The following is a 13,217-nucleotide window of genomic DNA, read 5'->3' as shown; positions in this document are numbered from 1 at the left end:
CCAAGGCTATGAACGGAGCCCAGGCACTATTCAAGGCACTGACCGACGCGGGGCTCGACACCTGCTTCGCCAATCCCGGCACCTCCGAGATGCAGCTCGTCTATGAAATCGGGCAGACCAAAGGCGTCCGCCCCATTCTCTGTCTCGAAGAGAACGTCGTGACAGGCGCGGCCGACGGATACGGGCGCATGGCGGGTAGGCCCGCGTTTACTCTGCTGCACGTGGGCAGCGGCTTCGCTAATGGGATCGCAAATATTCACAATGCGGGGCGCGCCAACACAACGATGGTCAACGTGGTGGGTGCCAATGCGACGTACCACCAGCCCAACTTCGCCGAACATGAGTTCATCGGCGGTAAGATCGTTGACTTAGCACGTGTTGTCTCGCATTGGGCGCACGAAGCAAAGTCAGCCAGCGATCTAGGGGTGCTCGGTGCGATGGCGGCACGCTATTCCCGGATGGGGGCGGGCAAAATCTGCACCGTGGTTGCCCCGACAAACTGCCACTGGGACCCGGCAGTTGCCCCACCAGTACCAGCCGCGCCGCTGGAGACACCCAAGGTTTCGCCGCAGACCATTCAGGAAGTTGTTGCGCTGCTCACCAACGGCAAGAAAACCGCAATCGCGCTGGGCAGTCACGCGATGTATGGCGATGGGTTGGAATTGGCGGGACGCATTGCCGCGAAAAGCGGAGCCGATTTGTTGGTAGAAACCACCCCGTCACGCTTGGCAAGGGGAGAAGGCCGGGTTGCAGTCGAGAAAATTCCCTATCTACCCGAGGACGCGATCCCATTCTTCCAAAAATATGAGCAACTCATTCTAGTAGGCGCGCTTTTTCCGGTGACCACTTTCGCCTACAAGGGCAAGCCGGTCATTAAGGTCCCCGCGAGCTGCGAGGTGACTGCGTTCGCGACTGTCGACCATGACATCCTCTCTGCACTGGCCGATCTTGCCAAGGCAGTCGGCACTCCGTCGCAACCCGCCACACGCCGTGTACGATCAGAGCGCGCCCCTCCCTCAGGTGCGTTGACGGACGCGACTATTGGACAAACCATGGGGCTGCTGCTACCGCAGAACGCGATCTTAGTGAGCGATAGCGCGACGACGGAAGCAGCGCTCTATCTCGGAACCGAAGGAGCCCTAGCGCACGACTATCTCTTCGCAGATTGTGGCGGAGCCATAGGCGCTGGATTACCTGTTGCGTTGGGCGCGGCAGTGGCGTGCCCGGATCGGAAGACCATTGTTCTAGAGGGCGACGGTAGTGGTATGTACACACCCCAGTCGCTCTGGACCATGGCGCGTGAGAACGTCGATGTCACTGTCGTTGTGCTGAAGAACGACAACTACGGGATTCTGAATATCGAATTGGCTAGGGTTCGCGATGGCGACCCCAACGAAAAAATGCTGTCGATGCTTCACCTCAGCAATCCCTCACTAGACTGGGTGAAGCTCGCCGAGGCCCAAGGGGTGCCCGCCACGCGGGCGACGACTGCCGAGGAATTCCATCGGCAATTCGCGGCCGCAATGAGCACCAAGGGTCCCAAGCTGATCGAAGCCAAAATTGTCCAAAACCTGCAACCGGCAATCGACGCCGTTCACAAAGCAAGGGTGCCTTAGGCGGAAGATCGTTCAACGCGGGGCCGCGTCCATGGAATCGGTTGCGGCCCCGCAACTCGCAGCGCGCGATGCCGAAACACCAGTCATGTCCGGGTTTGGCCCGTCGCGTCATTTCGCTGCTTCGCAACAATTCAATCGCTTCTGGGGTGAAGGGGACATCGACGGCCGCGCGGTCTTGAAGGGGAGCGACGCGATTGACCCTAAACGGACAATCCATCCAATGCTTATTGACTTGAATCAAGACACGGCGGTCGTGCCTGTAGGAACCGAATGCGGCCGTAACCAGTCAGGAGTTGCCCATGGCTATGAACGGAGCGCAGGCGCTATTCAAGGCGCTGACCGACGCGGGCCTGAATACCTGTTTCGCCAATCCCGGAACCTCCGAGATGCAACTCGTCTACGAGATGGGGCGCACCGGCTACGTGCGACCAGTCCTCTGCCTCCAGGAGAACACGGTGACCGGCGCTGCCGACGGTTACGCGCGTATGGCGGGCAAGCCTGCCTTTACCCTGCTCCACGTGGGCAGCGGCTTCGCCAACGGGCTCGCGAATTTGCACAACGCGGGTCGGGCGAACACGACGATGGTCAACATTGTGGGTGCCAACGCGACCTATCACCAACCGAATTTCGCCGAGCACGAGTTCATCAACGGCAATATCGTCGATCTGGCCCGCGTCGTTTCACACTGGGCGCACCAGGCCAAGAATGCCAGCGATCTCGCGGTGCTCGGGGCTGAGGCTGCTCGCTATTCCCGCCTCGGCGCGGGCAAGATTTGCACCGTGGTGGCCCCCACCAACTGCAGCTGGGATCCGGCGGTCGCGCCGCCGATGCCGTGCGCGCCGATCGAGACACCGAAGGTGTCGCCGCAATGCATTCAGGATGTCGTTGCGCTGCTGACCAACGGCAAGAAGACAGGCATCCTGCTGGGCAGCCACACACTCTACGGCGAAGGATTGGAACTGGCGGGCCGCATCGCAGCGGCGACAGGCGCCACCTTGTTTGCCGAGACCTTCGCACCGCGATTCGCACGCGGTGAGGGTCGTGTCGCGGTCGATCTGCTCGGCTATCTCCCCGAGCAGTCAGTGCCGCAGCTGCAGTCGTATGCTCAACTCATTCTCGTAGGCGCGCTTTTCCCGGTGACGACCTTTGCCTACAAGGGCAAGTCGGTCTTCAAGGTGCCCGAAAGCTGCGCGGTGACCACGCTGGCAACCGTCGATCACGACCTGCTGGCTGCGCTCGGCGAACTCGCCAAGGCGGTCGGGACCCCATCACGCCCTGTCGCGCGCCGGGTACGTTCCGAAGCCGCGCCGCCGACCGGCGTTTTGAGCGCGAAGACGATTGCGCAGACACTAACCGCACTGATGCCCAAGGACGCGATCCTCGTGGACGAAGGCGCGACGAACGGGGGCCCAATCTGCGACCAGACGGAAGGTGCTCGAGCTCACGACCTGCTGATTGCCACGAACGGCGGCGCCATTGGCAACGGACTCCCCTTGGCGTTGGGTGCATCAGTTGCGTGCCCCGACCGGAAGACTGTCGTGATGCAGGGCGACGGGTGCGGGATGTATACGGAGCAGGCGCTCTGGTCCATGGCAAGGGAGAAGGCGGATGTGACGGTCGTCATGCTCAAGAACGACGACTACGCGATCCTCGAAATAGAACTGGCTCGAGTTCGCGAGGGTGACGCCAACGCGAAGATGGAGGCGCTGATGCACCTCGACGACCCGACGCTCAACTGGGTCAAGATTGCTGAAGGCCACGGCGTAACGGCAACGCAGGCCACGACGGCGGAGGAGTTCCACCGGCAATTCGAAGTGGCGATGCAGACAAAGGGGCCGCACCTGATCGAAGCGCAAATTGTCGAGAACCTCAAGCCGATGATCGATGCTGTCCATAAGGCGCGGGTGCCGTAAGCCATGACAAAGCGACGAGCCGGCAGCGCGAGCGGCCGGCTTGCACAGCGCCACTGCGATGAAACGCGCCGAGTTCAAGCCCTGATATCAAAGACACCTGGAACGGGGAATGCAGCGGCCAAGCAAGCATCCGCAAATTTTTGCCAGGCTTGAAGGAATCGTCACATGATCAAGCTCACGCTTCCGCGGATCCTGGTTGCCGTCGCGCTCGTCGGCACATTGGTGTTCGGTACGGTCCCTTGCCAGGCCGCCGACCCCTTGCCATCGTGGAATGACGGCCCGGCGAAGCAATCGATCATTTCCTTTGTCGAGAAGGTCACCAACCCCAACTCGCCGGATTTCGTTCCGGTGCCGGAACGCATCGCCACCTTCGACAACGATGGCACGCTCTGGAGTGAGCAACCGGTTCCGGTTCAATTTTACTTTGTGGCGGATCGAGTAAAGGCGCTTGCGCCGCAACATCCGGAGTGGAAGGACAAGGAGCCGTTTGCATCGCTGTTGAGGGACGATCTGAAGACCGCGCTGGAAGGCGGCGACCACGGCCTCATGGAGCTTTTCGTGGCCACGCATACCGGCATGACCACGGATGAGTTTGCGCGGATGGTGACGGACTGGATCGCCACTGCAAGGCATCCGCAGACCGGCAGACGCTTCCTCGACATGACCTACCAGCCGATGCTCGAGGTGCTCGCATATTTGCGCGCAAACGGCTTCAAGAATTTTATCGTCTCGGGTGGCGGCATCGAGTTCATGCGTCCGTGGGCCGAAGAGGCCTACGGAATTCCGCCGGAGCAGATTATCGGCAGCAGCATGAAGACAAAGTTTGAATTGCGCGACGGCAAGGCGGTTCTGGTGCGTCTGCCCGAACTGAACTTCAACGACGACAAGGCCGACAAGCCCGTCGGGATCAATCAGCATGTCGGTCGCCGACCGATTGCCGCATTCGGCAACTCGGTCGGCGACCAGCAGATGCTCGAATACACGCAGGGCAGCAGGGGAGCTTCGTTCGGGCTGCTCGTGCTGCACGACGACGCATCGCGCGAATTTGCCTACGGTCCGGCACGCGGATTGCCTGACGTCAAATACGGGTTCTTCACACCCGCGCTAGACGAGCTTTCAAAGAAGAACGGTTGGACCGTTGTCAGCATGAAGGACGACTGGAAACAGGTGTTCCCGGGCATGCAGAACTCGGTCACCGCGATCGACATCTTACTCGAGCCGGACGCGACGATGCTCCGGCATTCCGCAGCTGACAACGCGAGCCTGCTGAAGGTCTACCCGAAAGGCTTTGCTCTCGATGCGAGCCACAGCCCGCACATCACGATGCTGCAGTGCTTTGTGCACACCGCGGACCTCGACAAGGCCTATGCCGCGGTTGGCAAAGTGGTCGCGGGCACCAACGTGAAAGCCATGAAGCTGGAAGCTACCAAGCGCTATTATCTCCCGGCCGGCGAACTCGGCGTGGCCGGCATTGTCGCCAGGCCTACTGCCGAATTGCTCAAGCTGCAGGCCGACATCATTGCCGCCGTGGCGCCATTCACTGCGGCAACCGGCCCGATCGGCGCGTTCACCGCCGGACACGAGAATCCCGCGATGGACACGATGATGATCGACTACGTGTCGACCTTCGCGAAAGACGCTGCAGGCGAGAAATTCAATCCGCACGTCTCCACAGGCACCGCCCCGCTCGCCGATCTGGACAAGTTGCTTGCCGAGCCCTTTACGCCGTTCACGTTCTCGCCTGCTGGAGTAGCTGTCTATCAACTGGGCCCGTACGGCACGGCGGCGAAGCAGCTCAAGGAATGGAGCCCGGGGCCTTAAGGCTGATTCAGGTCGGGAGACCCAGGAGGGACAGGCGATCATGAATGACCTTCGGAACCTGCTGTCACGAAGCCGGCGAGTTGCCGATCATCCCGGTCGATGACCGGCGTACTTACGGCAATCAAGGTGGGATGAGTGCGAGAGTTGTGCCGGCAGGAGGTTGCCTTGGAAAGGCGGATGTCGAACGCCGGCGAGTTATCACAAATGGTTTGGGGGGCTTGCGATGACACGAAACGTACAGATACTTTGCGCGTTTGGCTTCGCTGCTGCGAGCGCCGTTCTCGCGCTCTCCCCTGATGTTTCAACTACATGGTCTATGCCGCTGGCGACATTCCAGTCGGCGACTACGATGCGGGCCGGTTGGCCAATGTCGGGATTGGTCATGGTGCGATCGATTTCGGCGGCGGATATACCTATCTGAACCCCGCGTCAGGCGTCGAATTCTCGGGCGTCGGCGGCTTCACTTACAACTGCAAGAACCCTACGACCCAATATCAGAGCGGCGTCGATTTTCACTTCGATTGGGCGTGTCGCAGTTCTTGTCGAAGCAGGTCTTCGTCGGCTACGCCTATCAGCAGATCACCGACGACTCCGGGCAGATCCCCGCTCTCGGCGGATTTCGCTCGCGCGTGTTGGGCGTCGGTCCCCAGATTGGATATATCTTCCCGATCGGAAACAATCAGGCCTTCCTGGGCCTGAAGGGGTATGGCGAGTTCGATGCCGCCAACCGGCCGTCCGGCTGGAACACCTGGCTGACGTTTGCTATCTCTGAAGCTCCGCCGGCCAGCACGGTAACGCCGACAAATCATATGGTGCGGAAATAGCCGTTCATGATTGCCCGTAAAAGGGAGCACTTGCCTTAGCGCGATCCGCCGGCACGTAAAGCCTCAAAGTACGCAACGATCGCCTCGATCTGGTAGTCCGCAAGTCTCGGATTTGGCATGGCCTGATCCGGTCCCAGCCTGCGATGTCCTGACATGAGATATTGTCGAAGACCATCGGCGGAAAACGATGCCCGCTTGCTGATTTCCACGAAGCGCGGGGCAGGGAAGCCAGACGCCGGTGTGTCTTTCGCCCCATCCGAGATAACGTGACAACCGCCGCAGGAGGCATTGGCGAGCGCGCGTCCGTCGGCCAACTGATCCGTGAACAGTTGGTCGGGAAATGGCGAGTTGACGGGGACCTGGATGGTGATCGAAGCGTAACCATTGGCGCGGTGGCAGCCGTTGCATTCGTTCGTGAGGGCCGAATAGGCCTTGGTGAATGCGGACACGTCCATCGATTGTATCGCTTCGCGGACCACCTGCAGTTTTTCGATGGCACGATTGGCGTCCGCGCCGCCGGGCGATGGCTTGCTCGTGTTTTTGAGGCTGGCGTCGATCTGTTGAGCCTCGTAGGTCGCAAGGCTCCAGTTGTTGAGGCGGCCTGCAAACCACAGCTTGATGTGCTGGAATTGAAGTCTGATCATAAGGTCTGATAACGCGGAAGGCTGGCTTCCGGCTGGCGCAACATCAGGCGGCGCCGCCTCGCTCGGCAACGAAAACGTTGCAAGGATCGTGGCCAATAGCAGCGTTCGCAGGATCTTGCCCGGTTTCTCGGTCATGATGGTGAGAATGGGGGTCCAATCGCCTGTCAACGTTGATCTCAATCAAGGCGTCGGTCAAAACTGGGTTGCGGCGCACGGTTTGGCGAAACACATGGTCTGCCGCGGATCTGCGCGACCATCCTCGGATCAGCGCATGACCGTCATATCTGTAAGGGTCATCGCTACCGGCTTCCCCGCTTTGATGACCGCGGTGATCCTGTCGGATGCAACGTCGGCTGTGATGTGCGAAGATATGGCGAGCGCAGCCAGCGAGATGGCGGCCGCCAGCGCCACGACCACGATCTTGAGGTGAGTGGCGCGATCAGCACTGCAAATCGAATGATTCATCTACGCCTCCGAAGACCTGTCCGTCGGCCTTTCCTAGACGAAATCTGCCTCGTCCAAAACTTCGCGCGTTCTCTTAAGGCGACTTCCTTAAGGAGTTCTCCGGAGATCAGCCATCCGTGTCCAACAGCTGAAAAGACCGCGGTCGGTTAGCCGAGCCGCAATTTACGGAACAGTTTGACCTCGAACTCGATCACGTCCGTCACCAGGAAGAAGCGGGCCAAGCCTAGATAGGCCCCAATGCCGAACATGCAGAGCAGCGTGGCGCGGAGCAGGATTGTCGCGAGGTGCATGTCAGGAAGCCAGGACAACAATTGTGTCCTGGCGATGAGGCCCAGCCCTGTCGCAATAGCGGCGGCCGCGGCCAGGCGGAGCACGGGGCCGAGCATCTCCTGGCTCCCCCGAAGGAGCCGGGTGCCTCTGGCTGCCGCCTCTTTCTCGAAGCGGCGGCGCTGCAGCCAGCCGAGCAGGATCACGTAGACCATGATTGACGTAGAGCTGGCGATGGCAAGGCCGACCGTGCCGTATTGTTGCCGCAGCACCACGTAGAGGGGCACCATAACGATGGCGACGGCAGTGCCGATGATGGTCGGCAACCATGTGCTCTCGAGAGCATAGAAGCCCCGACTGATCACCGTTTGCGCCGCCCAGGCACTGAGCCCGAGGCAGAGATAGGCGAGCACGGTTGCCGTTTGCTGCGCGTCAGCAACGGTGAAGCGGTCCGCGAACAGGCCCCAGATCAGATACACCGCCTCGAAACCCGCGATCGTCAGGCACACCTGCGCCGCGAAGGTGAGGAGCAGCATCAGGCGAACCGCGCGGCACAGCAGGCCGTAGGCTTCGACGATGCGCCCGGCGGCGACCAGGCCGCTGATGGTCGGATAGGCCGCCACCCCGGCCGCCATTCCGAACATGCCCATCGGGACCTTCATCAGTGTCCGGCCGTATTGCAGATACGACAGGCTCCCGGCTCCCAGATATGACGCCTGGTTCTTCACGATCCATTCGTCGACCACGACGATCGAGAATCCGATCATGATCGGCACCGACAGCCAGAGGTAGCGTCTGAGGTCCGGATTGCGGAAGGTGAAGAGGGCAGTCCAGCGCATCCTGGTTTTCATGCAGCCGTATAATGGCAACGCAAACGGGCCGGCTATGGAGCCGGCCAGCACGCCCCAGGCGAACCCTTCCGCCCCGAGTTGCGGATAGTGGGCTCCGATCAGACCGCCGATGATGATCCCGGCCGAATAGACCAGCGGAGCCATCGCCGGCAGGGCGTGGAGGTTCTGCGCCTGCAACGCGGCCGACAGCAAGCCTCCGATCACGTGGAAAAACTGAGCCGGCAAGATAATCCGCGTCAGCCGAACGAGGGTATCGACATCGCCGTCACTGCTGAACCCCGGGGCAACCAGAGTTGCCAGCGGACGGGCGAATATCATCAGCAGACCGATGCCAACGGTCCCGACCACGACGATGAAGTTCGCGATCACGCTGAAGGATTCCCAGCCGCGTTCGTGGTCGCCGCGCTCCAGATGCGCGAGAAAGATCGGGATGAACACGATCGACAGCGCGCCGGCCGCCAGCAGGTAGTTGAGGAAATCGGGCAACGTGAAGCTTGCAAAATAGAGATCGGCCATGCGGCTCGCACCCAGGGTGCGGCCGATGATCTGTTCGCGGACCAGCCCCATCACGCGGCTCAGGAAGATCGAGCTGGCCCAGATGATGGAGGCGATGCCGATGACGCGCGCCTGACCCGCGCGGTCCTGTTGTTCGGCCAAGCGCCAATCTCCTGCAAGAAACCGACAAAATCCACGATTGTCGCGCTGAGCGAGCGGTCATGCGTTGAAAGCCCACCTTGGGAGAGCCGGTCTGTTCTCTGCTTGATGCAGATCAATGAGGCCTGGTGTCCCGGAATTACCGTGTTTTTGAAATCCAGCTGCCCGGACGACAGGAAGAAGTGATTATGCCGACTTTCCGGCTGACCCTCGTCTCGCCTGAAAGCCTGTTGTTTTCTGATCGAGTCGACCAGGCTGACCTGCCCGGCGTCGAGGGTGATTTTGGTGTGCTTTCCGGCCATGCGGCGATCGTCGCAATGCTCAGACCGGGGATTGTGACCGTGATGGCTGGCAATACCACCAGGAAATTTGTGGCTTTGGGAGGGCTGGCCGAATTTTCCGGAGAGGAGCTCACGATCCTTGCGGAGTCGGCGTCCCCCGTTGAAGGGTTTAACCTGGCCGAATTTCACTCGATGATTGAGGAGTTGCAGCAAAGTCTGGAGAAGCAGCCGGTCGGCACTGAACTCGATCGAGCCATTGCGTTGCTCGACCACTACAAGTCTATCCGTACGAGCCTGGCGGCTGCGACCGCCTTCTAACAGCGTGCACAAATCCGGGTGGGATCAAAAATGACAACCTTCGACAAACGCGAACAAGGCTTCGAAGCCAAATTCATCCATGATGAAGAGCTGAGATTCAAGGTTGTGGCGAGGTGCAACAAGATGCTTGGCAACTGGGCCGCGGGGCAGCTCGGCCTGACTGGAGATGCTGCTGCCGACTATGCGAACGAGCTCGTCACGGCCAACCTCGCGAACCAGACCAGCGACGATACCTTGCGCAAGGTAGCGAACGACCTTGCATCCAAAAGCATTTCGAAGCAGCAGGTCGCCCTGAAGATGGACGAGTTTTTTCACGTTGCGCTGGCCCAGATCGAATCCGGCCACTAATCGGAATGCCGTTGTCAGTTTCTGGCAAAGTAGAGCGTCGTCCCGGTCGCCAATTGGCTGGGCCGCTTTGAGTTCGTGGTACGAGGCTTCCACTGGACGGCGATGCCTGGTTCGGAATGATGGCAGGGGCGCGAAAGTGCCCGAGCGATCGGCAAACCAAAAGGGGAAGGATGATGGTATCGACGAAACTGCCGCTCTGGGTCCGCTTTTTCCTGCTCCTCGGCCTCGCCGCGGTCGCGACTGGCGCAGGTCTCCTCGGGTATAAGTACTACAATCGTCCCGTAACGCTCACCGTGGCGGTCGGCTCGATCGACGGCGAGGCGAACAAGGCCATGTTGGCTCTTGCAAGCCGACTCGTCACGACGAATGCTCCCGTGCGGCTCAAGGTCATCGACAGCGGCTCCGCCCTTGGGGCAGCGGATGCATTTTCGAAGGGCCAGGTGGATCTCGCGGTGGTTCGGAGCGACGTCGGCGACCTGTCGCAGGCCCAAGCCGTTATCGTTGTCACCCATGCCATCGTGATGATCGTCGCGCCGTCGGGATCCTCCATCGACAGCGTCGAGAAGCTGAAGGGGCATACGGTTGGCGTGATCGGCGGAGAAGCCAACTCCAAAGTCGTCGATGTGCTGACGAAGGAATACAGCCTGGTTAACAAGGTTTCGTTCAAGAACATCGTTCCGGCGGATGCGCACCAGGCGATTCAATCCAAGTCGGTCAGCGCCCTGATTGTCGTGATACCTCTGACTCAGAAGTATCTGTCGCAGGTGCGCACGTGGTTTCCGTCGGGGCCAAAGGCGGCGCCGGTGCTGATTCCGATCGAAGCCGCCGGTGCGATTGCGGCAACCGAACGCGCCTTCGAAAGCTTCGACCTGCCGAAGGGCACGCTGCGGGTGTCCCCACCGGTGCCGGATGACGACGTGACGACCCTGCAAGCCACGTTGTATCTGGTTGCAAACAAGAAGCTCGGCACCGACCTGATGACGAGATTCACGCAGGCCATCCTGAGCGCGCGCAGGGATCTGATCGGCGAGCTGCCTGTCTTCGCGCAGATCACCGGGCCCAGCATGGACCAGGACGCCTTTCTCCCGCTGCATCCCGGAGCGGCGGCGTTCTACAACGGCACCCAGCAGAGCTTCATGGATGAATACGGCAACTGGATCTATCTGACGCCGATGGCGCTGGGCGGCGCGGCTACGTTGCTCGCCGCGGCGTGGAAGTTTCTCGGCTTAGGCAGCGGAAAGACAGAAGGCCCGCTGGATTCCCTCTATGCACTGGGGCGCCGCATCCGGAAGGCCGTCTCGGATGCCGAACTGGCCGCCATCGAGGGAGACATCGACGACATTCTGACGGCCGAACGTGCCAAAGCGGCGGACGGCGACGATGAGGCGGTCGATGCCGCGACCCTGAACGTCGTAGCCCATCGGCTGGAGGGGCTGATCCACGACCGGCGCGCGGCACTGGCGAAGAGACCGGGAGTCTTTACCGCAGCCTAAAGCATGATCCGGAAAAGTGCGAAGCGGTTTTCCGAAAAGATCATGCTCAAACAGAAGCTAAAGCGCGATGACGATTCAACCTGATCTCATCGCGCTTTGGGTGATAAATCACACGAGGGCGCTCGCAAAATTGTTCACCGGCTGACTTCTTTGAAAATCAGGCCGTAATTCAATCGCGCAGCTTTCGTCGCAGGGCGTCCGGTGCAAGTATCTTGATCCGGCGGTAGGCTAGGACAACGTGGCCTTCCACCTCAAGCTTGCGCAGGATGGCACCGGCCGTAGTACGGGCGACATTGGCCATGTGGGCGAGGTCCTCATGGCTGACGTCGACTTGGATCGGTTCGCCATTTTGAGGGCGAGTGTTTCCGAGGCGAAGCAGAACGGCAATGAAGCGCTTGAAATGGTCCCGGATCATCAAGGCGTCCGACCCCGCCACCGCAACCGCGAGATGATCGATCGTGATAAGGCCGAAATACCGCCACGCCACGGGGTCGCGACGGACAATGTCGTCTATCGCGCGTAACGACAGATGCAACAACTCGCTGTCGCGGCTGGCGATCAGGCCGACCCTCCGGGGCTGACGCGTAAAGGCGGCCGCCTCGCCAAACCAGGTCCCCGGCAACGCAAGATGGGCCAGATAGGGACCGCTTTCCCTGGGCGCGACTGAAACGCCGAGGCAACCCGACACGATGCCGAACATGCCGCCAGGCTCGTCTCCCACCGAATAGACAGGTGTACCCGCGGCAAATTGCTCCAGTCTGCAGCGCTCGAGCACCGCACGCTGGAAAGGCGGCGGCGTCCGGCGAAGCCAGCCGGCGTCAAGAGCGATTTGGTGCGCTGCATCCTTTTCCAGCATTGCTCGTCCAATTGACCGCACATGATCAATGTCAGCCAAGGTTGAGTGTTAGTGAAGAGACGCGCGTCGCGAATTGATCGAGATCAATCTTCAAGCGGTGAAATGGGGATCGAGTCGACCCCATTTGAGGATCGCTTTGCTCGCGCTCCGATTGCGATACTGAAAATATCAGAAGGGCAAAGCAATGACGGGGATCAGGTTGCAACCCAGCGCGGTGGCTGCAGCGTTCGTATTGTCTGGATGCTCGGTGGCGTCGAGCGCCGCGCCGGCAGCGTCAGCCGTCTCGGACGTCACGGACCTGTCTTCGATCAATCGCGGAGGTGGTGGCGCCCACCGCCCCCGCGGGTCACATCCGGTCCGATAGGCAGGGATGACAAATCTGTCCACCCTCGGCAGGCAGATTTGGTGTTTCGTCGCTGTTCGACCGCAAGCTCGCGAAGTCAAGCCGCGTTGAAGGCGGCGTGGCCGCCGAATCCTCACCGGAGCGACAACAATGGGTTTCACGCTGCAAGGAGCCGGGCCATTTCTGCACTGGCTCGCGCTCGGAATCCTTTGCGTCATGCCCGTTGTGATTGGGCTGGCGGTCTACAAGCTCGGCAGTCTGCCCGGCGATATCGCGCGAGCTCGCAACCATCCGCAGGCCGGTGCCATCAGGATCTGCGGCTGGATGGGTGTCCTTACGCTGATCATGTGGCCGGTTGCGATGGTGTGGGCTCACATGAACCCGTCGGTTGGACCGTCAGACAATGGCGGCCTTTCCGAGGCCGGGCAGGGCTCCGTGGTCGGCAGGCTGCAGCAGGCGTCGCAGCGACTCGCTGCGATTGAGACAAACTTGTCGAACACGACGGTTCACGGAGCATAGCGAT

Annotated in this window: 11 protein-coding genes and 2 pseudogenes; 8 read left to right on the top strand and 5 right to left on the bottom strand. The window is 60.7% G+C overall.

What is annotated here, in order from left to right; all coding sequences use genetic code 11:
• The first annotated feature begins 8 nt into the window (after window positions 1–8).
• The 4 genes and pseudogenes from HAP47_RS36590 to HAP47_RS36575 all read left to right on the top strand — a co-directional run.
• The gene (locus HAP47_RS36590) at window positions 9–1,616 is read left to right on the top strand and encodes an acetolactate synthase large subunit (RefSeq protein ID WP_173643850.1); all 1,608 of its coding nucleotides are present in this window, start codon (window positions 9–11) and stop codon (window positions 1,614–1,616) included.
• Window positions 1,617–1,915: 299 nt separating this feature from the next.
• Window positions 1,916–3,529, top strand: coding sequence for an acetolactate synthase large subunit (locus tag HAP47_RS36585; RefSeq protein ID WP_173643851.1), 1,614 nt, complete (start codon window positions 1,916–1,918; stop codon window positions 3,527–3,529).
• Window positions 3,530–3,694: 165 nt separating this feature from the next.
• Window positions 3,695–4,702 (top strand): annotated as a pseudogene (locus HAP47_RS36580) (HAD family hydrolase); the annotation flags it as partial.
• Window positions 4,703–5,653: 951 nt separating this feature from the next.
• Window positions 5,654–6,174, top strand: a pseudogene (locus HAP47_RS36575) (SphA family protein); the annotation flags it as partial.
• Window positions 6,175–6,209: 35 nt separating this feature from the next.
• On the opposite strand, the gene HAP47_RS36570 reads toward HAP47_RS36575, so the two are convergent.
• From HAP47_RS36570 to murJ, 3 genes are all read right to left on the bottom strand, one after another.
• Window positions 6,210–6,986 carry a c-type cytochrome gene (locus HAP47_RS36570; RefSeq protein WP_231168632.1) on the bottom strand — a complete coding sequence of 259 codons (777 nt, stop codon included), beginning with the start codon at window positions 6,984–6,986 and terminating at the stop codon, window positions 6,210–6,212.
• A gap of 96 nt (window positions 6,987–7,082) precedes the next feature.
• On the bottom strand, window positions 7,083–7,283 hold the full coding sequence (locus HAP47_RS36565; RefSeq protein WP_173643853.1) for a hypothetical protein: 201 nt from the start codon (window positions 7,281–7,283) through the stop codon (window positions 7,083–7,085).
• Window positions 7,284–7,429: 146 nt separating this feature from the next.
• The gene (murJ, locus tag HAP47_RS36560; RefSeq protein WP_231168630.1) at window positions 7,430–9,058 is read right to left on the bottom strand and encodes a murein biosynthesis integral membrane protein MurJ; all 1,629 of its coding nucleotides are present in this window, start codon (window positions 9,056–9,058) and stop codon (window positions 7,430–7,432) included.
• Between the two features lie 185 nt (window positions 9,059–9,243).
• Between murJ and HAP47_RS36555 the strand changes: the two genes are divergently transcribed.
• The 3 genes from HAP47_RS36555 (at window position 9,244) to HAP47_RS36545 (ending at window position 11,495) form a co-directional block, all read left to right on the top strand.
• On the top strand, window positions 9,244–9,654 hold the full coding sequence (locus tag HAP47_RS36555; protein WP_173643964.1) for a F0F1 ATP synthase subunit epsilon: 411 nt from the start codon (window positions 9,244–9,246) through the stop codon (window positions 9,652–9,654).
• 30 nt (window positions 9,655–9,684) lie between these two features.
• The gene (locus HAP47_RS36550) at window positions 9,685–10,002 is read left to right on the top strand and encodes a DUF1476 domain-containing protein (RefSeq protein ID WP_173643854.1); all 318 of its coding nucleotides are present in this window, start codon (window positions 9,685–9,687) and stop codon (window positions 10,000–10,002) included.
• A gap of 170 nt (window positions 10,003–10,172) precedes the next feature.
• The gene (locus HAP47_RS36545) at window positions 10,173–11,495 is read left to right on the top strand and encodes a TAXI family TRAP transporter solute-binding subunit (RefSeq protein ID WP_371821717.1); all 1,323 of its coding nucleotides are present in this window, start codon (window positions 10,173–10,175) and stop codon (window positions 11,493–11,495) included.
• Window positions 11,496–11,664: 169 nt separating this feature from the next.
• Here the strand turns inward: HAP47_RS36545 and HAP47_RS36540 are convergent, their stop codons facing one another.
• Together HAP47_RS36540 and HAP47_RS41435 are read right to left on the bottom strand one after the other, a co-directional pair.
• Entirely contained in the window at window positions 11,665–12,351 is a 687-nt protein-coding gene (locus HAP47_RS36540) for a Crp/Fnr family transcriptional regulator (protein ID WP_173643856.1), read from the bottom strand.
• A gap of 168 nt (window positions 12,352–12,519) precedes the next feature.
• Complete coding sequence (locus tag HAP47_RS41435) at window positions 12,520–12,645, bottom strand: hypothetical protein (protein ID WP_256459640.1); 126 nt, start codon at window positions 12,643–12,645, stop codon at window positions 12,520–12,522.
• 265 nt (window positions 12,646–12,910) lie between these two features.
• Here HAP47_RS41435 and HAP47_RS36535 point away from each other — a divergent pair, with 265 nt between their 5' ends.
• The gene (locus HAP47_RS36535; RefSeq protein ID WP_173643857.1) at window positions 12,911–13,213 is read left to right on the top strand and encodes a DUF3302 domain-containing protein; all 303 of its coding nucleotides are present in this window, start codon (window positions 12,911–12,913) and stop codon (window positions 13,211–13,213) included.
• Window positions 13,214–13,217 lie beyond the last annotated feature (4 nt).

The organism is Bradyrhizobium sp. 41S5, from assembly GCF_011516665.3.
Lineage (GTDB): Bacteria > Pseudomonadota > Alphaproteobacteria > Rhizobiales > Xanthobacteraceae > Bradyrhizobium > Bradyrhizobium quebecense.
This window is presented reverse-complemented; position numbering and strand designations above follow the sequence as displayed.